The organism is Paenibacillus sp. FSL H7-0716 (assembly GCF_038002705.1).
Classification (GTDB): domain Bacteria; phylum Bacillota; class Bacilli; order Paenibacillales; family Paenibacillaceae; genus Paenibacillus_AQ; species Paenibacillus_AQ odorifer.
This window is the reverse complement of record NZ_JBBODA010000038.1, coordinates 31,713-52,972: the sequence shown is the minus strand read 5'-3', so window position 1 is coordinate 52,972 and position 21,260 is coordinate 31,713. Positions and strand designations below refer to the sequence as shown.

15 protein-coding genes, 16 tRNA genes and 1 pseudogene are annotated in these 21,260 nt (G+C 44.0%); 27 read left to right on the top strand and 5 right to left on the bottom strand.

The features are described 5' to 3' along the window. Window positions 1–20: 20 nt before the first annotated feature. The 16 genes from MHH60_RS28770 to MHH60_RS28695 all read left to right on the top strand — a co-directional run bounded on the left by MHH60_RS28770 (window position 21) and on the right by MHH60_RS28695 (window position 1,544). Window positions 21–96, top strand: a tRNA-Asn gene (locus MHH60_RS28770). Between the two features lie 3 nt (window positions 97–99). Beyond that, window positions 100–192 (top strand) — tRNA-Ser (locus tag MHH60_RS28765). 18 nt (window positions 193–210) lie between these two features. After that, window positions 211–285: transfer RNA gene (locus MHH60_RS28760), tRNA-Glu, on the top strand. A gap of 55 nt (window positions 286–340) precedes the next feature. Continuing rightward, a tRNA-Val gene (locus MHH60_RS28755) sits at window positions 341–416 on the top strand. A gap of 17 nt (window positions 417–433) precedes the next feature. Next, window positions 434–510, top strand: a tRNA-Met gene (locus MHH60_RS28750). A gap of 25 nt (window positions 511–535) precedes the next feature. Beyond that, window positions 536–613 (top strand) — tRNA-Asp (locus MHH60_RS28745). A 10-nt stretch (window positions 614–623) separates the two neighbouring features. Next, window positions 624–699: transfer RNA gene (locus MHH60_RS28740), tRNA-Phe, on the top strand. Between the two features lie 28 nt (window positions 700–727). Further along, a tRNA-Thr gene (locus MHH60_RS28735) sits at window positions 728–803 on the top strand. A 5-nt stretch (window positions 804–808) separates the two neighbouring features. Further along, window positions 809–894, top strand: a tRNA-Tyr gene (locus MHH60_RS28730). 6 nt (window positions 895–900) lie between these two features. Then, window positions 901–974 (top strand) — tRNA-Trp (locus tag MHH60_RS28725). Between the two features lie 23 nt (window positions 975–997). Further along, window positions 998–1,073 (top strand) — tRNA-His (locus MHH60_RS28720). A 43-nt stretch (window positions 1,074–1,116) separates the two neighbouring features. Further along, window positions 1,117–1,192, top strand: a tRNA-His gene (locus MHH60_RS28715). A gap of 19 nt (window positions 1,193–1,211) precedes the next feature. Further along, window positions 1,212–1,286 (top strand) — tRNA-Gln (locus MHH60_RS28710). A 6-nt stretch (window positions 1,287–1,292) separates the two neighbouring features. Continuing rightward, window positions 1,293–1,367: transfer RNA gene (locus MHH60_RS28705), tRNA-Gly, on the top strand. 10 nt (window positions 1,368–1,377) lie between these two features. After that, window positions 1,378–1,451 (top strand) — tRNA-Cys (locus tag MHH60_RS28700). Between the two features lie 14 nt (window positions 1,452–1,465). After that, window positions 1,466–1,544, top strand: a tRNA-Leu gene (locus MHH60_RS28695). A gap of 136 nt (window positions 1,545–1,680) precedes the next feature. Here MHH60_RS28695 and MHH60_RS28690 read toward each other — a convergent pair. After that, complete coding sequence (locus tag MHH60_RS28690; RefSeq protein ID WP_076130295.1) at window positions 1,681–2,436, bottom strand: AraC family transcriptional regulator; 756 nt, start codon at window positions 2,434–2,436, stop codon at window positions 1,681–1,683. A gap of 328 nt (window positions 2,437–2,764) precedes the next feature. Between MHH60_RS28690 and MHH60_RS28685 the strand changes: the two genes are divergently transcribed. The 9 genes from MHH60_RS28685 to MHH60_RS28645 all read left to right on the top strand — a co-directional run bounded on the left by MHH60_RS28685 (window position 2,765) and on the right by MHH60_RS28645 (window position 12,731). After that, a complete protein-coding gene (locus MHH60_RS28685) occupies window positions 2,765–3,904 on the top strand; it encodes a BMP family ABC transporter substrate-binding protein (RefSeq protein ID WP_076134097.1) in 1,140 nt (379 codons plus the stop codon). 117 nt (window positions 3,905–4,021) lie between these two features. Next, window positions 4,022–5,584: an ABC transporter ATP-binding protein gene (locus MHH60_RS28680; protein WP_076134098.1), complete on the top strand. Its 1,563-nt coding sequence runs from the start codon at window positions 4,022–4,024 to the stop codon at window positions 5,582–5,584. Further along, window positions 5,577–6,623, top strand: coding sequence for an ABC transporter permease (locus MHH60_RS28675; protein WP_036685569.1), 1,047 nt, complete (start codon window positions 5,577–5,579; stop codon window positions 6,621–6,623). Before MHH60_RS28680 ends, MHH60_RS28675 begins: the two co-directional genes overlap by 8 nt. Further along, window positions 6,620–7,558 (top strand): ABC transporter permease, encoded by a 939-nt coding sequence (locus MHH60_RS28670; RefSeq protein ID WP_076134099.1) that lies wholly within the window; start codon window positions 6,620–6,622, stop codon window positions 7,556–7,558. Before MHH60_RS28675 ends, MHH60_RS28670 begins: the two co-directional genes overlap by 4 nt. A gap of 40 nt (window positions 7,559–7,598) precedes the next feature. Continuing rightward, on the top strand, window positions 7,599–8,555 hold the full coding sequence (locus MHH60_RS28665; protein WP_076134100.1) for a nucleoside hydrolase: 957 nt from the start codon (window positions 7,599–7,601) through the stop codon (window positions 8,553–8,555). 3 nt (window positions 8,556–8,558) lie between these two features. Beyond that, a complete protein-coding gene (locus tag MHH60_RS28660) occupies window positions 8,559–9,956 on the top strand; it encodes an ADP-ribosylglycohydrolase family protein (protein ID WP_076134101.1) in 1,398 nt (465 codons plus the stop codon). A 485-nt stretch (window positions 9,957–10,441) separates the two neighbouring features. Further along, on the top strand, window positions 10,442–11,203 hold the full coding sequence (locus MHH60_RS28655; RefSeq protein ID WP_081388913.1) for a methionine ABC transporter ATP-binding protein: 762 nt from the start codon (window positions 10,442–10,444) through the stop codon (window positions 11,201–11,203). Further along, window positions 11,196–11,858: a methionine ABC transporter permease gene (locus MHH60_RS28650; protein ID WP_036685560.1), complete on the top strand. Its 663-nt coding sequence runs from the start codon at window positions 11,196–11,198 to the stop codon at window positions 11,856–11,858. The genes MHH60_RS28655 and MHH60_RS28650 overlap by 8 nt, the downstream gene beginning before the upstream one ends. 42 nt (window positions 11,859–11,900) lie before the next feature. Next, window positions 11,901–12,731 carry a MetQ/NlpA family ABC transporter substrate-binding protein gene (locus tag MHH60_RS28645; protein ID WP_036685556.1) on the top strand — a complete coding sequence of 277 codons (831 nt, stop codon included), beginning with the start codon at window positions 11,901–11,903 and terminating at the stop codon, window positions 12,729–12,731. Between the two features lie 88 nt (window positions 12,732–12,819). On the opposite strand, the gene MHH60_RS28640 is transcribed toward MHH60_RS28645, so the two are convergent. The 4 genes from MHH60_RS28640 to MHH60_RS28625 all read right to left on the bottom strand — a co-directional run bounded on the left by MHH60_RS28640 (window position 12,820) and on the right by MHH60_RS28625 (window position 17,869). Then, entirely contained in the window at window positions 12,820–15,354 is a 2,535-nt protein-coding gene (locus MHH60_RS28640; protein WP_076134102.1) for an ABC transporter permease, read from the bottom strand. Continuing rightward, window positions 15,351–16,049 carry an ABC transporter ATP-binding protein gene (locus tag MHH60_RS28635; RefSeq protein WP_076134103.1) on the bottom strand — a complete coding sequence of 233 codons (699 nt, stop codon included), beginning with the start codon at window positions 16,047–16,049 and terminating at the stop codon, window positions 15,351–15,353. Before MHH60_RS28635 ends, MHH60_RS28640 begins: the two co-directional genes overlap by 4 nt. Window positions 16,050–16,151: 102 nt before the next feature. Continuing rightward, the gene (locus MHH60_RS28630) at window positions 16,152–17,189 is read right to left on the bottom strand and encodes a sensor histidine kinase (protein ID WP_076134104.1); all 1,038 of its coding nucleotides are present in this window, start codon (window positions 17,187–17,189) and stop codon (window positions 16,152–16,154) included. Then, window positions 17,186–17,869, bottom strand: a complete 684-nt coding sequence (locus MHH60_RS28625; protein WP_076134105.1) for a response regulator transcription factor — start codon at window positions 17,867–17,869, stop codon at window positions 17,186–17,188. The genes MHH60_RS28630 and MHH60_RS28625 overlap by 4 nt, the downstream gene beginning before the upstream one ends. Before the next feature lie 349 nt (window positions 17,870–18,218). On the opposite strand from MHH60_RS28625, the pseudogene MHH60_RS28620 reads away from it, so the two are divergent. Then, a pseudogene (locus MHH60_RS28620) lies at window positions 18,219–18,872 on the top strand (ABC transporter ATP-binding protein); the annotation flags it as partial. A gap of 346 nt (window positions 18,873–19,218) precedes the next feature. Continuing rightward, complete coding sequence (locus MHH60_RS28615; RefSeq protein ID WP_081388903.1) at window positions 19,219–21,246, top strand: ABC transporter permease; 2,028 nt, start codon at window positions 19,219–19,221, stop codon at window positions 21,244–21,246. Window positions 21,247–21,260: the final 14 nt, after the last annotated feature.

Genomic DNA, 21,260 nt, shown 5'->3' with positions numbered 1-21,260 from the left:
ATCAAGCCTGGTATGAATATTCCCTGATAGCTCAGTTGGTAGAGCACTCGACTGTTAATCGAGTTGTCACAGGTTCGAGTCCTGTTCGGGGAGCCATATGGAGAGGTGTCCGAGTTTGGCCGAAGGAGCACGATTGGAAATCGTGTAGGCGCCACAAGCGTCTCGAGGGTTCGAATCCCTCTCTCTCCGCCACAAATTTTTAATTAGTATGGCCCGTTGGTCAAGGGGTTAAGACACCTCCCTTTCACGGAGGTAACATGGGTTCGAATCCCATACGGGTCACCAAATTTTCACTTGATTTATCCTAGTGGACTTTGGTACAATAACAATTGTTGTTTATGGAGGCTTAGCTCAGCTGGGAGAGCATCTGCCTTACAAGCAGAGGGTCGGGGGTTCGATCCCCTCAGCCTCCACCATAACATTTTCTTACTGACGCGGGGTGGAGCAGCCCGGTAGCTCGTCGGGCTCATAACCCGAAGGCCGCAGGTTCAAATCCTGCCCCCGCAACCAATTAACTTAAGCAATTATATCTTTTGGAACCGTGGTGTAGTTGGCCTAACATGCCTGCCTGTCACGCAGGAGATCGCGGGTTCGAATCCCGTCGGTTCCGCCATTTTCATCATGGCTCGGTAGCTCAGTCGGTAGAGCAGAGGACTGAAAATCCTCGTGTCGGCGGTTCGATTCCGTCCCGAGCCACCATTTATCATCACAAAAGAATGAGTGCCATGCCGGTGTAGCTCAATTGGTAGAGCAACTGACTTGTAATCAGTAGGTTGGGGGTTCAAGTCCTCTCGCCGGCACCATCCTTGGAGGATTAGCGAAGTGGCCAAACGCATCAGACTGTAAATCTGCTCACGTGAGTGTTCGGTGGTTCGAATCCATCATCCTCCACCAGTTTTTAGGGGCATAGTTTAAAGGTAGAACAACGGTCTCCAAAACCGTTGGTGTGGGTTCAATTCCTGCTGCCCCTGCCAAGTTCTTTCTAAAGTTTAATATGGCGGCCGTGGCGAAGGGGTTAACGCACCGGATTGTGGTTCCGGCATTCGTGGGTTCGAGACCCATCGGCCGCCCCATTTACTTTAAAATGAATAATGGCAACAATCTCAACTTAATATGGCGACTGTGGCGAAGGGGTTAACGCACCGGATTGTGGTTCCGGCATTCGTGGGTTCGAGACCCATCAGTCGCCCCATTTTACTTTAAAATGTTATTGGGGATTAGCCAAGCGGTAAGGCAACGGACTTTGACTCCGTCACTCATAGGTTCGAATCCTATATCCCCAGCCATTTTATGCGGACGTGGCTCAGCGGTAGAGCATCGCCTTGCCAAGGCGAGGGTCGCGGGTTCGATTCCCGTCGTCCGCTCCAAAATTTACATGGCGCCATAGCCAAGTGGTAAGGCAAAGCTCTGCAAAAGCTTTATCCCCAGTTCAAATCTGGGTGGCGCCTCCATTTAGTTCATATGTGCCGGCGTGGCGGAATGGCAGACGCGCTCGACTCAAAATCGAGTGGGAAACCGTGGAGGTTCGAGTCCTCTCGCCGGTATCTTAAAAAGGTTTGTAAGAATGCTTTTATAAGCAATCTTACAAACCTTTTTTCTTTATGTTCTTGGGTTTACAGCATTAAGCCGTTGAATAGAGGAGTTTCTCTATATCAACGGCTTTTTTAATCTGATTAGTGATTAACCTGATTGATTATTAATGCGGAATGCTCGCGGGGTAAGACCTATCTCTCGTTTAAACATATTGCAGAATTGGGCATCGTTCACAAAACCTGCAGCAGCGGATACTTCAGAGATTTGCATCTGAGTATGACGTAATAGGGATTTTGCATAATCCAGGCGTTTTAACAGCAAATACCGCAGAGGTGAAGATCCGAAACGTTCTTTAAACAGATGGCGAAAACGATCGTAACTATATCCGGACATTTCTGATAGTGTTTCGACGGACAATTTATGGCGATAATGCTCATTCATATAATTAAGGACATATTGTACTCGGTCTTCTGTTGGGGATTGATATCCAGAGGCACTAAGAAGCCTCATAAGATGGACGGTAATCTCGCTCATTTGTAGGTTTAGAAGCTCAGAGAATCCGTCTTGCTTGCGTGTAAACTCTGCTTTCATTCGCAGCAGGATTTGAAGAACGGTCTGATCTTTATCATCTTCATATACGCCGAGCAGATTACTCATATTAGGGTGTTCCGAGTGGAAGCCTACAAATAATACATTTGCATCCTCACGGTGGTGCTCGTCATGTTTATGATTGGGTGGCACAAGCGCGAAAGAAGAGGAGCGAAAATGGTAACTTCGGGGGCCAACATTGGTTGTCCCTACCCCCTGTAAATAATAGACTAGTTCGTAGCATTCATGCTGGTGTGGAGGGATATAAGTATTTAGCTCATGTGTGGCACTTACAATATATAGAACACGATCCATGATGATCCTCCAATACTTATGTTTTAGCCGAATCGTACAAAACTATGACCGAAATCATATAATTATTTTTAATAATATTTGTTATGATCGTATCAATAAATCCGAAAGTTCGCAACCTGACTGGCCATCTCGTTCGGAAATAAAGCGGATTATTAATAATAATGGTATTTTTATTGCTATTTTTGAGCCTAAACGTTAAATTTATTACTTTTAATGATACTTTATTTGGAAAAAAGAAAATTTCCATTTGAACCGTGAATTATACAATGCGTGAGGATGGGGATTCTGCGGATTACTAACCAACTAAAATTAGGGGTGGAATAGAGTAATGAATAAAAAAGTTCTTTCTTTGTTGTTATTAATGGTGATGGTTCTGGTCACAGCATGTGGGAATAACACGTCCAATAATGGTTCTTCTGCGAATACTGGATCAAACGCTGCTGAGGGTGGAGAAACAGGTTCAGGGGATAAACTGAAGGTTGTATTGCTGATTCCGGGGACACTTGGGGATAAATCATTTTTTGATTCCGCTAATAACGGCTTGCAAAAGGTTAAGGATGAACTAGGTGCAGTAACAAAGGTTGTTGAAATGGGCGTTGATAAAACGAAATGGGAGCCAACATTTAACGATATCGCTTCCGAGGATTGGGATGTAATTATTTCTGGCGGTTCTGAAATTACAGAGATGTTTAATGCAACGGCAGACTTGTATCCAGACAAAAAATTCATTAATTATGATACCGACATCGATGAAGCACCAGATAACATGTATAACATGTCTTATGCGACAAATGAAGTATCTTTCTTGGCAGGTGCCGTAGCAGCATTAGCTACACAATCGGATATGCCGAATGCTACCCCTGAGAATGTGATTGGGTTTGTGGGCGGTATGGATATTCCGGGGATTAATGCTTTCTTGGTCGGTTACATTCAAGGTGCTCAGTACGTTGATCCTGATGTAAAAGTGGCTGTGTCGTACGCTGGTGATTTTGTTAACCCGGCAAAAGGTAAGGAGCTGTCTCTAATTCAATATAACTCCGGCGTGGATGTTATTTTTAACGTGGCTGGGGGTACAGGTCTTGGGATCTTTGACGCAGCTAAAGAGAAGAAAAAATATGCAATCGGTGTAGACTCCGATCAGGCAATGTTGATTAACGATACGGATAGTGAAAAAGCAAATCTAATTGTTACTTCTTCTATTAAAAAGATTGATACGGCTATTCTAGGTGCAGTGAAAAGATTGCAAGAGGGTACGCTAGAAATGGGCAAACGTGATGTGTTGAGCTTTGTAGATGATGGTGTAGGTATTGCTGAGAATGATATTTATAAAAATGTATTCCCGGCTGATCTTCAGGCCAAGGTTGAAGAAGTGAAGCAAAAGCTGATCAATAAAGAAATTAAAGTGGATAATGCGATGGGGATGGAAACCGCAGAGGTAGAAGCTATTCGTAACGCAGTTAAGCCTTAAGCTTTAAACCGTAAGATCAGCTCTATAGAGATAAACCTACAGTTGGAGATTCTTCTAGTCAGGGGAATTCCAGCTGTATATTTTTGCAGACCTCCAAGTTGAAAGGCGTTGAGACCTATGTACAAAGCTCTGCTGGAAATGCGGGGAATTACCAAGGTATATCCCAATGGCGTCGTTGCAAATAAAGACGTGCATTTTTCTTTACGTGAGGGAGAAATACATGCGATTGCAGGTGAGAACGGTGCTGGTAAATCGACTTTAATGAAGATTATGTTTGGCATGGAAGAGCCAAGTGAAGGCGAGATCTATATCAAGGGTGAAAAAGTAAAGCTGCAATCCGCTCAGGACGCCATTGATAGAGGCATCGGCATGGTCCACCAGCATTTCATGTTGGTACCTTCTTTTACGGTGGCAGAGAATATGGTGCTGGGTATGGAGCCGCGCAGAGGAGTTGGCATTAATTATGCCGAGGCTGTGCGCATGACGGAAGAGACCGCAAGGAAATACAATCTGGCCGTGGATCCAAAGGCAAAAGTAGAGGATCTAACAGTTGGGATGAAGCAAAAGGTTGAGATTCTTAAGGCGCTGCTGCGTGGTGCGAAAATTCTGGTGCTTGATGAGCCGACTGCGGTGTTGACTCCACAGGAAACAGAGGAATTGTTCCGCGAGCTTAAGCAATTAAGGGAACAGGGGCATACGATAGTTTTTATTTCGCACAAATTAAAGGAAGTCAAAGCGATTTGCGACAGAATTACGATTATGCGCAGCGGCCGTAGTGAAGGTGTTTTTCAAACACAGGATGTGACAGAACAGGAAATCTCGCGACTAATGGTCGGCAGAGACGTCGTGCTGAAATATGACAAAGAGATTCTGGCTGTTAGTGAGCCAGTACTAACGGTGCAGGGACTCGGTGTGAATGATGCAGATGGCAAAGCATTATTGTCGGATATCAATTTTGCGGTACGTGGTGGGCAGATCGTTGGGATTGCTGGTGTAGAAGGTAACGGGCAGACACAGCTCATTGAAGCTCTTACAGGTAGCTTGAGAGGTGTCTCAAGTCAGGGCTCTGTACTAGTGAAGGGAAAGGATATCCGTGAATCGGATATTTTGGATATTCGTAAGCTAGGCGTTTCCTATATACCGGAGGATCGGATGCGGCAAGGGATCGCTAGTGAGGCAAGCATAGCTGATAATCTACTATCTACTCAGTATCGTACAAAAGCAATGAACAAAGGTCTTTTTTTGAATGGCTCACGAATTGCCAAGCTAGCAGTATCCCTTGTAGAGGAATTTAAAGTCCGCTGTTCAGGACCTTCTCAGCCCATTGGAATGTTGTCAGGTGGTAACATGCAGAAGGTGGTCGTAGCTAGAGAGTGTTCGACTGAACCGCAGCTGCTTATTGCAGAACAGCCGACACGGGGTGTGGATATAGGCGCAGCCCAGTTCATACATCAAAAGTTGTTGGAATTACGTTCAGACGATTGCGCGATTTTGCTAGTGTCGGCAGATTTGAATGAGATCTTGGAGATCAGCGATAGTCTGCTAGTAATGTACGAGGGTAAGATTGTTGCCTTTTTCGAGGAACCCTCTAAGGTTAGTGAGGAAGAATTAGGTCTTTATATGCTGGGGATTCATCGACAGGACGAGGAGCACATCGGGAGGGCCGTAAATCATGTTTAAAGTTAAATATTTTGAGTACATTCGGACATCGGCGGTAATCGTTATTGCACTCGCTATTGCCTTTCTGATCATCTCTTTGGTCAGTAATCAGCCTGTGAAGACGATTGGTATATTCCTATTAGAGCCGTTATCCAGTAAAGGTCATATTGGTAATGTGATTGAGATGGCGATTCCGCTCATGTTCACTGGGTTGGCAGTATCCTTGTTGTTTCGAGCCAATATGTTCAACCTGGGAGCTGAAGGGATTTTCTATTTCTCCGGTGTTGTAACTTCCGTATTGGCTATTCATTTAACGTTGGACGGCTGGCTGCATCCGATGGTAGCTATTGCTGCAGGTTCAATTGTTGGAGCCTTGCTCTCGGCAATACCTGGTATTCTGAAGGCAAAATGGAATGCTAATGAGTTGGTTACATCCTTAATGTTCAATAATATTTTGTTCGGAGTAGGGCTATACCTACTGAACTATCATCTACGTGATGCTAAAGCTTTTGCCAATGTATCCTACAAATTCGAGAAAACGGCACTGCTGAGTAAAATGGTCTCGGGCACCCGTATTCATACAGGTCTTATTATCGTTATCGTGCTTATTATTGCAGCTCATTTATTCCTATACAAAACGAAATGGGGATATGAGCTGCGCATGACAGGCATCAACCGGGACTTTGCCCGTTATTCCGGAATGAAGACAGCTAAGGTTATTATTCTCGTTCACTTGATTGCAGGTTTTATCGCAGGTATGGGGGGTTCCGTAGAAGTGCTGGGGATGTATAACCGTTTCCAATGGACGTCACTGCCTGGTTATGGCTTGGATGGTGCCCTTGTAGCGATGTTAGCCAAAAATAATCCACTGTCCGTAATCGGCTCTGCATTGTTCCTAGCGTATATTCGAATTGGGGCTGACATGATGGCGCGTCTGTCTGATGTACCTTCAGAGATGATCTCAATTATACAGGCAATTATCATTCTTCTGATTTCGGCTGAGCAATTTCTGAAGTTTTGGAAAAATCGGATGCTCTTGAAGGAGGCGAAGGAAGCGTGAATAGTTTGTTTGATGTAATTTTTACAACTGACTTTGCGTTCTCTGTCCTTCGCGTGACGACTCCGATTCTGTTCGCCGCGCTCGGCGCACTCATCTCCAACCGCGCAGGGATCATTAACATTGGGATGGAGGGCATCATGCTTGTTGCCGCTTTAGCGGGTGTCATCATAAGCAGCTATACACATAGCGCGTGGGTAGGTCTGCTGGGGGCGGTGCTGTCTGGAACATTGATCGCTGGAATATTAGCTTTTTTCACACTGAAATTCAAAACACATATCATTCTCGGGGGTGTGGCCATTAATATGTTTGCTTCTGGAGGAACTGTGTTTATCCTCTATCTGCTTAGTGGCGACAAGGGTTCTTCCACTTCTCTGGCGAGTAAAGTTCTGCCTAGTGTCCAGATTCCTTTGTTGAAGGATATCCCGGTGCTTGGACCTATTTTATCGGGACATCACATTCTGACGTATGTTTCTATAGTGGCTGTGTTTGTTGTCTACTATCTTTTAAACCGTACACCGCTTGGACTGCGCATTCGTTCAGTGGGTGAAAATCCACATGCGGCTCAATCCGTGGGTGTAAGTGTTGTGAAAATACAGTATATTGCTTTGCTGCTTAGTGGATTTTTTGCCGGTTTAGGCGGTGCTTATATGTCGATGGGGTATTTGTCACTGTTTACCCGCGATATGATCGCTGGCCGGGGCTGGATTGCCATTGCCGCTGAGTCGATGGGAAGAAGTACGACCGTAGGCACGGCGTTGACCTCTTTATTATTTGGTACTGCAGATGCATTGTCGAATGCGCTACAGGTGTTGAAGATTCCTGCGGAGCTAATCGCTACTCTTCCTTATGTAGCCACAGTAATTGGACTTGTGATCTACGCAGTATCTGAGACACGAAAAAAGAATAAAAAACTTAAAAGCCCGCTAGTTAAATAGCGATTGAAATGATTGATACACAGACAAGGAGTGAGTAACTATGCCAACACCTATTATTATTGACTGCGATCCAGGGCATGATGACGCAATAGCGATACTGCTTGCCATAGCAAATTCGGAGAAGTTAGATCTGCGCGGGATTACAACGGTTGGTGGAAACCAAATTTTAGATAAAATCACGGATAACGCCCTGAAGGTGATCAGCTTCGTGAATGCTGACATTCCTGTAGCTAAGGGGGCTGCTGGCCCACTGTTTGGCAAGCTTGTTACAGGTGAGGAAGCGCATGGTGAATCGGGCATGGATGGGCCGCTTTTGCCCCCAAGTAAATTCCGCCCTGTAGAGCAGGGTGCTGTGGAGTTTATGCTGGATATCATTCGTTCTTCAGAGGAGAAGATTACGCTTGTGCCGATGGCTCCTTTAACAAATATTGCACTGCTAATCACGGCTTATCCAGAGATTAAAGACAGAATTGAAAAAATCTCACTGATGGGCGGAGGTATCTCTTATGGGAATGTCACCTCTACTGCGGAGTTTAATATCTATGTAGATCCAGAAGCAGCCCGTATTGTGTTTGAGTCGGGGATTCCAATCACAATGAGTGGTCTGGATGTGACCGATAAGGCTGCTATTTTTGAAGATGAGATTCTAGCATTGAAAGAGCGGGGACCAGTGTCTACAATGGTCGGAGAATTGCTGGATTTCTATTCGATTTACGGTAAAAAAATGGGCTATGTCGGTAGTGCGCTGCATGATCCATGTGCTGTTGCCTGGCTGCTGTATCCGGAACTATTTGAATTTGAGCATCTATATGTAACGGTGGAGACAGAAGGCAAGCTGACGCGGGGAATGACAGTTGCAGACAGACGGAAGAAGACGGATCGTCCAGCGAATGTGCAAGTATTGGTGGGAGTTGACCGGGAAGCATTTATGAAGCTGATCTTTGATTCACTGGAAAAGCTTGATCAAGAGCTGCTGCTAGCGGCTGAAGGGAAGTAGCCTATGGCAGGATGGGAGAGACTTCAAGAGACCGTGCAGTTTGAAATTGCTCAGCGTGGAGAAGAAGGTTGCGAGATTGATGTGTTCGCGGATAAGCTAGCGGCTGCTGGTGCCGATGAGCTCAAGCTGATGCAGGTATACAATGAGCTAATGGAGCTTACGATCAGTGAGGATTTTCCGTATCAAGAGCCATCCTCTCTGGAGGAGATTCGTCAACTACGTCCAGAAGGCCCACGTAAGCTTGAGGCGGACTGGAGCGAGGCGGAATGGAGAGATAAGTTCTATGGAGCTTGGCTCGGTAGAAGTGTCGGCTGCGCACTCGGGAAACCGCTGGAGTATTGGGACTATCTCTATGGGAAAGATGGCCGTCCGGGCTGGGAGAATATTGAACTATGGTTTCAGGGTGCGGACGCCTGGCCTATTACTGGCTACACACCTGGGCATTCACGGGCTGAGGTTGAATATGGACTTGGCTTAAGTGAATGGACACATGCGAGTACCCGCGAGACGATCAAGTATATGGAAAGCGATGACGATATTCGCTACACAGTTCTGGGTCTTATGCTGCTGGAACAGAAAGGTCTGAACTGGGATTCTTGGGATATCGGAAAGCTGTGGCATACACATTTAACATATAGTCAGGTGTGCACGGCGGAGACACAGTCCTATATGAATTTTGCGCAGGAGACCTCTCATCTGCATGGCGAGAAGCCTGCGGATTGGCTGGTGCGGCAGGAAAGAGTGCGGATGCACTTAAATCCTTACCGCGAGTGGATTGGTGCCGCTATACGCGCAGATGGACTGGCTTATGGTGCTGCAGGTTATCCTGAGCTTGCGGCAGAATTAGGCTGGCGTGATGCTTCATTTTCACATGTGAAAAATGGCATCTACGGTGAGATGTTTAATGCGGCGATGATATCGGCAGCTTTTGCAGAGAAGGATAATGAACGGATCCTAGAGATTGGCCTTAGCGAGATTCCGCGTACCAGTCGTCTGGCCAGTGATGTTTTGCGGGGGATAGATATTGCGCAGAAGGCTAAAAGTGAGCGGGAGTTGGTTCGTAACATTTGGGATACTTTTAGCCACTATGATGCGGTCCATACAAATAATAATGCTGCTCTTGTAGCTGCGTCGCTTGTTTATGGCGGGAATGATTTTGAAAAAACAGTCGTCACTTCCGTATACGGTGGAATGGATACAGACTGTAACGGGGCAACTGTGGGCTCAATTATGGGAGCGAAGCTTGGAGCAAGTAAGTTGCCGGCTTCATGGATTGAACCGCTTCACGATACGTTATATGCGGATCTGCCCGGATTTCATCCGATTGCGATTTCGGAATGTGCGGAACGCAGCTACCAAGTGTTCTTGAAGATTCGCAGAGAGCTTGGCGAGAAGGCATAAAAGATTTAGCGAGTATGGGACTCGATAGATCATTGATTCAGGGATTACTATATGAATTATGGGATGTCTTAAGCTATTGGCTTAGACATCCTTTTTTGCGTACAGCAGGTCTTAAAATCACACTCCAACGAACCAAATGTAGCTTTAACTGCATTTCATACACTTAAAAAAACCAAATATGGCTATATTAACAGTGGAGCGTTTAGTGGTGGGGCAATAGGAGAATCATGATTTCAAGAGGGAAGGATTACCTTTGCTAACCCTTTTTATTTTGTTAATAAATGTGTAAAAAGAGCCCGGTATAAAGGGTTTTTAGGTTTTTATCAAACTTCCTGGTATATCATTTAAATAAAAATGATGACACAGCAGAAGAAATGTCTTATTATTTAAGGAGATTTTTAATAAAACAGATTTTAGAAAATTGTAATACAATGTCTCACTTCATGGAGGTTCATTATATAAGGGAAAGGAAGGGGGAGCTTCTAATACTGTCGCTGAGTCGGGTAAGTAAAGGGTTCAAGCTTAAGGAAGGCATCTATCAGGCTGTGGATGAGGTATCGCTGGAGGTACAGCAGGGATCCATTCACGGGATCATTGGTGAGAGTGGTGCGGGGAAATCTACGCTGCTGCGACTGATGAATCTTCTGGAACAGCCGGATCAGGGAACGGTTACTGTAGATGGCCACAACCTGACCGAAATGCCTAGTAAAGCACTGCGTAAAGCAAGGCAAAAGATTGGAATGATCTTTCAACAATTTAATCTTGTTTATAACGTCACAGTAGAGCGGAATGTTTCGATCCCGCTGGAGCTGGCAGATGTCCCAAAGCATGAACGAATGAAACGTGTGAAGGAGTGTCTGGATTTTGTTGGACTGGCAGATAAGGCAAAACAATATCCGGCACAGCTCAGCGGAGGACAACGTCAGCGTGTCGCGATTGCCCGCGCGCTAGCGAACAGTCCGGGAATATTGCTATGTGACGAGCCAACGTCCTCTCTGGACCCAGGAACCACTACTGATATCTTGAACGTGCTGAAGCATGTGAATTCAAGTCTTGGAGTAACGGTTGTGATTGTTACGCATGAGATGGATGTTGTCAAAAGCATATGTACTCATGTATCGGTGATGGAAAAAGGGCGCATTGTAGATTCATTCTCTCGTGAAGACGGTGAATTCCGTCCAGCAGCAGCCAGCACCGGGACATACCGCGATCAGATTCTTGGTAAAGCGGGGGAAGGTCATGTTTGACAGTGTACTTCAATATCAGGCACAGATGTGGGATTCGATCGGTGAAACCTTTGTGATGGTTGGTATTTCTGTTGGAGCGGCAGTGCTGCTGGGGCTTCCGCTGGGCACCTTGTTGTTTTTTTTCCGAAAAGGGCAGCTTTATGAGAATACAACGTTGTCTCTGGTGCTCAACAGTATCGTTAATATTATCCGCTCGTTTCCGTTCCTGCTGCTGGTCGTTGCGCTAATTCCAGTCACTCGTTTCCTGGTCGGGACCGCCATTGGGACGATTGCAGCAGCGGTTCCATTATCTATAATCGCTATTGCCTATTATGCTCGGTTAGTGGAGCAGTCGTTGCTGGAGGTTCCTAAAGGGGTCATTGAAGCAGCATTATCGATGGGAGCCTCGAAGCTGGGCTTGATCTTTAAATTTCTGTACGTGGAAGCTCGTTCGGGTCTAGTCCTTGGACTTACTACTTCTACAATTAGTTTTATCTCCTTCTCGACCGTGATGGGAGTTGTTGGTGGGGGAGGGGTTGGTGATTTCGCTATCCGTTATGGTTATCAGCGTTTTGAGACGGAAGTGATGATCTATGCCATTCTTGTGATGATTGTATTGGTCCAATTGGTTCAGTTCACCGGGGGGACTATCGCAAGGCTGTTGGATAAGCGTTAATACAAAATAGTTCAATATATAAACTGGGGGTTAGTAGTACTAATGAAAAAATCAATGATACTTGTGCTTACATTAATGGTATTGGTCGTAGCGGGTTGTGGCTCTAATAAAGCAGCCGAGAATAATGCTGCAAAAGGTAGTAATGATGAGTTAACCAAATTAAAGATCGCTACACTGATCCCACCTATGACAGAAATTCTGGATATTGTGAAGCCGCTCCTTAAGGAAGATGGCATTGATCTGGAGATCGTTGTTCTCTCTGACAATGTGCAGCCTAATGAGGCTTTAGCTAATAAAGAGGTAGACGCTAACTTTTTCCAACACGTTCCTTATATGAAGCAATATAATGAAAGCAAAGGCTCTAATCTGGTAGAGGTACAGCCTGTCTATGACGCTATTTATGGCGGATACTCCAAACGTTACAAGACTATAGCTGATCTTCCTGAAGGGGCTACGCTTGTAATGGCTAATGATCCATCTAACATCGGTCGTTCATTGCAAATGTTCGCTGCAGCTGATCTTATTAAGCTAAAAGAAGGCGTAGGCATTCAAGCCACACAAGCAGACATTACTGAGAATCCAAAAAAATTCAAGTTTGAAGAAGTCGATCTCCTAATGCTGGCCCGTATGCTTGATGATGGCGATTTAGTAGCCATGACTCCGGCTTATGCGAGCCCACTAGGATTGACACCGAAGAAAGATGCGCTGATTACGGAAGGCGAAGATTCCGAATTCACAATTACTTTGGTGGCACGTGAAGACAACAAGGATTCTGACGCCATTCAAAAGCTGGCTAAACGGATCAGCGGTCCTGAAGTGAAGAAGTTCCTTGAGGATAATTACGCGGATATTGCGTTGCCTGCGTTTAAATAAGCTGAATATGGATCTATAAAAAAGGGCAGCCCGGCGATATTTACCGGGCTGCCCTTTTTGTAATAGGACTATTTAGGTGTGTCTTACATTACTCGGCTTCTCTCAGCCGTTCCACTATGGATGCTTGGGATAACGTTTTATAGGCTCTCAGTGTCACTGTGTAAGCGAGAATTAACAAAATAGGAACGGTGAGGATAAACGGCAGCCAACTCATCTGAAATACCATAAAGGCCATATTTTCCGTGATGCTTTTGGAAAGGTTATAGGTCAGCAATACACCTAATGTTGAGGTTATGAGGACGGTTAGCAAAACGGTGTATAATCCTTCAAGGATCAGCATACGTTTTAGCTGCTTTTTGGTCATGCCAATACTCTCCAGCATGGCAAATTCATTGCGGCGTGAGACTACCCCGGTGAGTACAGTGTTGATATAATTCAGCACCCCGATTAGAGCAATGACCAGGCTAAGCCCATACCCCACGGTTTGAAAAATGCGAATGAATCCACCGAGCTCATCTTTATAATCCTCCCTGGATTTCAAGGATAATTCATTTGTCGAATCTGTTAGAGCCTTGGCTGCTTGTTCTACTAAATCCATTTTAGCTGGATCGACATGTAGTGTGGCTGAAACAATATTGGCTGGATCTGTACCTTGCGGCATTTCCTTCTGCAGCTCCGAAGCAGGGAGGAAGACGTTGTACCCTAACAAAGAGAAAGATTTTGTTGTGGCAGCATATACTGCATCATTTTTTACTACTGCCATCACTTCATAAGATTTACCCGACTTCTCGAAAGTGACTGTATCTCCAGGATGATAATAGGCGCGGTAGCTATCTTCTTCTATAAACATGGCCTCAGCTATGACCGCATATTTTCCTGAAGCAAACTTCTGCCTGTTAAACTCCCCTTCAATAATATCCTTGTCCACAAGATCAAACCAGCCCGGATCTAATCCATATAAATTATTGTAGATCACCCCCCTCTTATCTAAAGTGGAGAGAAGATAGGGATGTGGATCAGCAGCTGCCATTGGCTCCAAAATAGCCCGGACAGCATCATCGACAGGAGATGGAACATATCTGTGGTAAACCTTATCAACACTTTCTACACCGTCAATTTTACTTAGATTGTTGGCGAAATCCTCTGAAAGCTTGTATGGATCACCGTCTCGAGGCCCTGTAATACTGACTAACACTTCATTCTGAACCAAAAAATCACCGGAGATAAAGGAAGCCAGATATTTGTTCACATCCAGTGAGGAAATTACTGTGAAAATGGTACTGAACAAGATGATACTCAAGGAGAGTGAAGAGAGCATCAGGATCATCTTCTTTTTGCTTCTGAACAGGTTGGAGAACGCCATGTTGTGAAGTTTTGCGCCATGTTTTGATTTTTTGGCGTTCCGTTTTCCGCCGCTGCTGACTCCGGCAAATTTTACAGCCTCTACCGGCGAGGTTCGCGAAGCCATCCGGCCCGGTTTACTTGCGGCGATCCATACGGTCATAAACGAGAATGCTGCTGCACCAATAAATATCCACGGGCTAGCAGAATAGACATTATCAGTAGAACCGTTTAAAAATGAGGAGGTCATAGGGAGAATCAGCAGACCTAGCAGATATCCCAACCCCAATCCAAAAGGCAATGCGACGAGATAAAGTGAGCGGGCCTGAATGGAGATGATCTTTTTTAGTTGTCGGGGTGTGGTACCGATGGTCTTTAGCAGGCCATAAAATTTGACATCCCGCACGACGGAAATAAAAAAGATATTGTAGATTAGTAAATAGCCGCTCAGCATGGTGATAAGAATGACAACTGCATAAGGAATGATATTCATTAGATTATCGGAGAGAGACACACTTGTATAAGCCGGATTGACACCATAAGGTACATCCAGGCCGGTGTCCGTCAAAATCTTTTGTACCTTCTTTTCAATATTATAAGAATTGTTAAACATCACCCCTAGACCTGCGGTGTTTACATAAGAACCCGTTGCCTCAGAGATATCCGGGTCAATATGGGAAATGTTCTTCTGTGTAAATGCTTCGGATACAAAAGCTAATCCTGACATCGCCAAATTTTGATCGGTTTCGTAATACCCGGAGAGCTTAAAGTCTTGGCTTATGACTTTTTCACCAATGTCTATATCCAGCTTCACAGTCTGGCCTAACTCATGTTTTGCTCCAAGCAAGTCAAGTGCCCAAGTATTTAGGACGATTTCATTCTCTTGGGAGGGCAGTCCGCCAGCTATAAAGTTGATAAATCCATGTTTGGCATAATTGTCGTCAATTCGAAGAACCTCTACCCGGTTATTCTTGAATAGACTGGTGCTTATATCGCCAACCTTAAGAAAAACGCCATACTTTTTGATGGATGGGTGATTCTTCAGCTTCTCCAACTCGGCAGGATTCAGATATTTGAAGCTTCCATGATAATCGCTGCCAGTAGTCTGCATTTGTGCGCGTTGCATCGATTTGTTAATACTGAGCGCCAAGGTAAACACGGTGGTGATCAAAAGCGTAGTCAGTACGATGGCACAGATGATAGTGAAATTGCGAGCACGGTTGGCTTTGAGGCTTTTTTTGGCTAAAGTAGCAATAGTCTTATGGTTATTCGTGCTGATCATGGCTGGCTCACTCCGGAGCTACGGGGTTGTCCAGTGAAAATGATGCCATCTTCAATACGGATAATACGGTCAGCAGTTTGAGCGATTTGTTCATTGTGTGTGATCATCACAATGGTTTGGTTGAATTTTTCGCTCATCTGTTTAAGTAAAATCAGCACTTCTTGGCTTGTTTTGCTGTCCAGATTACCTGTAGGTTCATCTGCTAAGATGATTGAAGGTTTGGTCGCCAATGCTCTGGCTATTGCCACCCGTTGCTGCTGTCCGCCAGACAGATTAGAAGGTAGAGTATTCATCTTTTCCTGCAAGCCTAAAGTGCGGATGATCAGATCAAGATAAGTTTCGTCAACTTTGCCACCGTCCAGCTCAATGGGCAGCACAATATTCTCCCGCACATTTAGTATGGGTACCAAATTGTAGTTCTGAAAAACAAACCCCACCGATCTGCGCCGAAAAATGGTCAGCTTCTCATCACTCATCGCAAAAATATCGTTCCCGTCCACGTAAACCTTGCCCTCTGTTGCCCGATCTAATCCGCCAAGCATATGGAGAAGGGTACTTTTGCCGCTGCCGCTAGTGCCGACAATGGCGACAAACTCCCCTTTTTCCACTGACAGTGATATGCCGTCCAAAGCCTTAACGCTTGAGCCCACCATTCCATAGTGTTTTTTTAAATTTTCAGTCTGTAGAATCGGCATAACTCTTCCCCTCCAATGAGATCTGTTTGTCCATAATTTAAGGGTAGCAAATCAATCTGACAGGAGAGTGTCTGAATTCTGACCATAATGACACATTCTATTTCAGCGCTGGGGCAGGTAAACAGAGAAAGTTGTACCTTTTCCAGTTTCAGAAATGACGTTGATATGGCCGCCTTGCGCCGTGATAATCTCTCTGGACAAAAACAACCCGATGCCGACCCCCTCGAATTCACGCGCTTGCTTCCCTCGGTAAAACCGCTTAAAGATGTGAGGGATTTCTTCGCTGGGGATTCCAAGCCCAGTATCGGTAAGGTGAATACAGGTGAACATCTCATTGCTTTCAGCAAGAACGGAGATTTGTCCGCTATGCGGCGTGTACTTCACAGCATTCTCGAGCAGGTTGAATAGCGCTTCACTTGTCCATTTGACATCGTGGCAGGCTAAGATGTGTGTCCCGCAGTCAATATTGATCGTAATTTGTTTGTTTTCCGCTTGTGCATAAATCTGGGATAAAGCCTGCGTCAGAGTTTGTATGAGCGGTTTCGCCTCAATCTGCTGTAGGGAGATCATTCCTGTTTCCAAACGTGATAATTTGATTAGAGACTGGATCAGCCAATCCAACTTATCTGACTGCGCTTTAATATGCTGTATGTAGTGCCGGACATTCTCATTTAGTCCGGGCATCTCTTCCAGCAACTGACTGAATACCATGATATTAGAGAGGGGGGTCTTGGTTTGATGGGAGATATCCGAGATCAGCTCTTTTATTTTGTTTTTCTCTGTTTGAATATTTCGCTCATTCGCCTTAGCCATCCCTATATACCGCTTTAGTTTATGTTCCATCGAAGATAGAGCGGTTTCTTCATAGTTAGTGAGTGGCGGCTGGTCATGTATTGCCCGCTCAATCGCTGTATCCAAGGTCTGTATATAGTTTGCGATCTGGCGGTTCCATAACCAGACCCATACGGCTCCTGTTGCTAATAGACAGATGATGAATAGAGAAGTCAGTTGGAGCAGAGTGGGGTCGAACCCGTACAGAAACATTATACGGCCGATAAAACAGGCCACTAGTATAAGGATGATCAGTAAAAAGAGCCTATGAATGTGCTTAAAATTAGCAGGTGGGCTATTGGTTTTCATGGTTTTTGCCCTTCAGTCCACATGTATCCAAGTCCGTAAATGGTCTTGATATATTTAGGCGCTGCCGGGTCATCCTCAAGTTTAGCACGCAGCCGTTTGATGGCTACTGTCAATGCGTTTTCATCCACAAATTCGGCATCCTTACTCCAGATCTTATCTATCAGCTGTTCTCGGGTCAAAATATTGCCCGTATTCGTCACCAGCAGCCGCAGCAGTTTTTGCTCAGTTTTGCTCAGCTGGAGCGATTGTTTATTTTTGCTGTACTCCAGTTTCTCAAAATCGAGTTCTAACGGACCCAATGTTATTTTTCCAGTCCCTAGCGATTCCGTTCTTCTGAGCACTGCCATTACTCTGGCGCGAAGCACCATTAGGCTGAATGGTTTGGTGATATAGTCATCGCCCCCCAATGCAAAACCGGTGATAATGTCGGACTCCATATCATTGGCGGTGAGGAAAATAATGGGTACGCGTGAGGTCTTGCGTAGTTGCTCGCAATAATCCAGCCCACTGCCGTCTGGCAGATTGATGTCCAGAATGATGAGATCAATAGGGTTAACTGCGAAGATATGCTCCGCCACGGCAATATCGTAGGCTTGATGGATTACAACATTGTTTTGAGAAAGAGTGAGAGCGATCCCTTTATTTAAACTACGGTCGTCCTCAACGATCAGTATGTTCATAGTAATTCTCCTTTGTTTCTTATTTGATCATTATACATTCTCGGGATTTATTCGAAAGCGAGATTTATATTTAGTAGGCACTTGAAAGTGAATTTTTCTTTATAATCTTTAAAAATGTTTTATTTTATATTAAATGTAATTTCCTAGAACAAATAGTTGGTATAGTCCTCAAAAAAAAACATTGTAAACGAATTTTTTTATATAAAATAGTAAATTATTGGAATAAAGTGGAGCTTAGAAAAAATGTCGAAGTATACACTATTTATTCTAGTTATGGGTATTGCAAGAAATTTCACGACGGTATGACACATGAAGAATCAGATATTCTAAAGAAATAGAGGGGTTGTGCATGAGTATATTAAAAGCTAACGACTTGAGAAAGTATTACGGTAGTGAACCTAACCCTGTCAAAGCGTTGGATGGCATAACAATGAGTGTGGAGCAAGGTGAATTTGTGGCTATCGTTGGGACTTCCGGCAGCGGTAAGTCTACGCTACTGCATATGCTCGGGGGCCTTGATAATCCTACCTCTGGCACCGTAGAAGTGAATGGGAAAGAACTGTCAAAGATGAACAGTGATCAGCTTACGATTTTTAGACGTAAAAATATCGGGTTCATTTTTCAAAATTATAATCTAATGCCGATACTTAATGTCTACGAGAATATCGTTTTGCCGATTGAACTTGATGGAAACAAGGTGGATAAGGAGTATGTGGACAACATTGTAAGGATGTTAGGACTGAAGGAGAAGCTGAATAATTTACCCAACAATTTGTCTGGGGGCCAACAACAGCGTGTAGCAATTGCAAGGGCTTTAGCGATGAAGCCCGCTATTATCCTTGCCGATGAGCCCACTGGAAATTTGGATAGTCAAACAAGTGAAGAGGTAATCAAGCTGCTGGAAATGACTAGTCACCAACTAAATCAAACAATCATTATGATTACACATAACAACGAAATTTCCTTGCGTGCTGATCGGATTCTCCGTATGGAGGATGGGGAAAAAATGTATAGAGATCATTCTTCATCCGTCATCCGAAAATTATTTCAGAGATACTATAAGGCAAACAAAACCAGAAATATTATATTGGCATGCGCCATCATTCTTACGACCATTCTGATTACAGCAGCTTGCAGCACATTTTACAGTTACCTGAAATTATCTAAACATCAAGAAATGAAAGAAACCGGGACAAGTGCTAATGTTATTTTGAGTCGTCCTACACAGAATCAATTAGATTTATTAAGTAAAATCGATATTTTAAAGCCTGAAATGAATATTCAAACCAAAATGGGATCACTTGTCAATAATAAGGGACAGGCTGGGATACTCAAAGCCGCGGACTGGAATGGAGGTTTCATTGTCTGTTGCTATCAGTGATATTTCAAAAAACGGCGACGCAGAGGTTCAGATCCTTCCCTTTACTCTGTCTGGATTCTATGAGGACACGGCAAATATCAATTCTGAAAACAATCGAATTGTCTTTTTTTCAGAAACATTTTTAAGAGAACATCCGCAGGAAGTGCCGAATCTTGTAGGGTTATTATTTAAAGATACCAGACATTATCACGATAAAATCGAGCAGATTCGAGCCTCCATTGATTTGGATGGAAATCAGCAGTTAATTCCTTCATATGACGGTAAATTGAATATGAATGTCAAGGATTCACTGGTTGCAGTAATAATGGTTTTGTTTTTTATGTTTGATGGATACCTTATTATTTTCAACGTTGCGTATATCTCTATTACTCGAGACGTACGATTTTATGGGCTGCTGAAAATGCTGGGAATGACTAGTGCGCAAATCAAGCAAATTGTCTATTACAGTGTTGCTAAAGTAGCCTTTTTTGCCCTGCCTGCGGGGGTGTTGTTGGGATGGGGGCTTTCATTTTACGTAGTGCCGCTTGCCTTATCTTCGTATGAGGGTTTCTCATCCATAGATAGGCAAGTCAACTTATGGGTGTTGCTCTTGGCCCTATTTTTCTCAGCGTTAACTCTATTTTTAAGCTATAGAGCACCTGCAAAGAAGGCAGGGAGAATTTCTCCGATTGAAGCGTCGAAACATACTGATACACAATCCGGAAAACAAAAATCAAGAGGTAGACATGGCGCGAAAATACCGTATATGTCGTTAAAAAATATACTCCGTAGTAAAAAAAGATTGCTTTTCGTTGTGTTAACGCTCTTCTTAGGCAGCACTGCGCTTGTCGTGCTTTCCACATTTCTAAAATCCTTCAGTGCCGAGGAATACATCAATGCAGAGGTTAAATACGACATTGCTATGTATAACCAAATGACCAGAGCCAGTTTTAATCCAACAGAGGAGCAGCACTTTACTCCTGAGTTATTGTCGCAAATTTCCGCAATAAACGGGATCCGTGAACTCGAACGAACGACGGTAGTATCTATTTTCCAGCATTATTCAGATAGTACTCATGGTGAGTGGCTGCGAAATTACAATAAATTTCGTGCAGGTGTGAATGAGGAACTCAGAGATAAAAAACATTATGAGGAAGATCCTAAAACCAACTTTTGGGGTTTATTGATCGGCATTGATGATAAAAAACTGGAGGAGTATAACCGTACTGCTAAGAACCCGATTAATGTAAGCGAATTTTCCAAAGGGAAGATAGCATTGGTAACTGATATTAATGGGAATGGCATTCCAATAGGTGCACAGATACCCTTTACGGTAATTGACAACAAAAAGAGCTATAAGGTGAAAATTGGCGGTCAAATGACGTTTGAACGTGATGCTATGAATAGTGGTGCTGCTCCATGGCTAATTGTGTCAAATAATGTTATCCACAAATATCATTCTGATGCTGTGATTTACTCTATTAAGATTAATGCGCAAAAAGGAAAAGAACAGGATGTGTTGAACGAGGTCAAACTCCTTACAAGCGGAGACAGCAGCATTTCACGCACCTCAAAAATTGAACAAGCAAAAGCGTTTGCTGACTTAAAGCAGTCTTTTTCCAATCTTTCAATTGTTATCATTATCATTTTAAGCAGCATCGGTGTTTTGAATTTTATTAACACTATATTAGTAAGCATTGTATCCAGAAAACAGGAGTTTGCTGTTCTAGCGTCTATTGGCGCGACGAAGAAGCAAATTAAATGGCTGATCACCTTTGAAGGAATCTGGTTTGCTCTAATTGCTTTTGTTCTTACATTAACAGTGGGTAGTGGCATTAGTTATTTGATCTTTAATGTATTGCATGAATATATAGGCTATGGAGTGTTTAGATATCCGGTTACCTCTTTAATCATATATTCGGGGGTTGTCTTGTTGATCTGTTCAATAATTCCTGGTTTGTTGTACAAATTTATTTCCCGTTCAAATGTTATTGAACAGCTAAGACAAGCAGAATAATAATGCAAGGGAGG

Excerpts from the sequence above, each read along its gene's own strand:
- MHH60_RS28690 (WP_076130295.1), bottom strand. The coding sequence starts at position 2,436 with ATGGATCGTGTTCTATATATTGTAAGTGCCACACATGAGCTAAATACT.
- MHH60_RS28685 (WP_076134097.1), top strand. The coding sequence starts at position 2,765 with ATGAATAAAAAAGTTCTTTCTTTGTTGTTATTAATGGTGATGGTTCTG.
- MHH60_RS28680 (WP_076134098.1), top strand. The coding sequence starts at position 4,022 with ATGTACAAAGCTCTGCTGGAAATGCGGGGAATTACCAAGGTATATCCC.
- MHH60_RS28675 (WP_036685569.1), top strand. The coding sequence starts at position 5,577 with ATGTTTAAAGTTAAATATTTTGAGTACATTCGGACATCGGCGGTAATC.
- MHH60_RS28665 (WP_076134100.1), top strand. The coding sequence starts at position 7,599 with ATGCCAACACCTATTATTATTGACTGCGATCCAGGGCATGATGACGCA.
- MHH60_RS28660 (WP_076134101.1), top strand. The coding sequence starts at position 8,559 with ATGGCAGGATGGGAGAGACTTCAAGAGACCGTGCAGTTTGAAATTGCT.
- MHH60_RS28650 (WP_036685560.1), top strand. The coding sequence starts at position 11,196 with ATGTTTGACAGTGTACTTCAATATCAGGCACAGATGTGGGATTCGATC.
- MHH60_RS28645 (WP_036685556.1), top strand. The coding sequence starts at position 11,901 with ATGAAAAAATCAATGATACTTGTGCTTACATTAATGGTATTGGTCGTA.
- MHH60_RS28640 (WP_076134102.1), bottom strand. The coding sequence starts at position 15,354 with ATGATCAGCACGAATAACCATAAGACTATTGCTACTTTAGCCAAAAAA.
- MHH60_RS28635 (WP_076134103.1), bottom strand. The coding sequence starts at position 16,049 with ATGCCGATTCTACAGACTGAAAATTTAAAAAAACACTATGGAATGGTG.
- MHH60_RS28630 (WP_076134104.1), bottom strand. The coding sequence starts at position 17,189 with ATGAAAACCAATAGCCCACCTGCTAATTTTAAGCACATTCATAGGCTC.
- MHH60_RS28625 (WP_076134105.1), bottom strand. The coding sequence starts at position 17,869 with ATGAACATACTGATCGTTGAGGACGACCGTAGTTTAAATAAAGGGATC.
- MHH60_RS28615 (WP_081388903.1), top strand. The coding sequence starts at position 19,219 with ATGGAGGTTTCATTGTCTGTTGCTATCAGTGATATTTCAAAAAACGGC.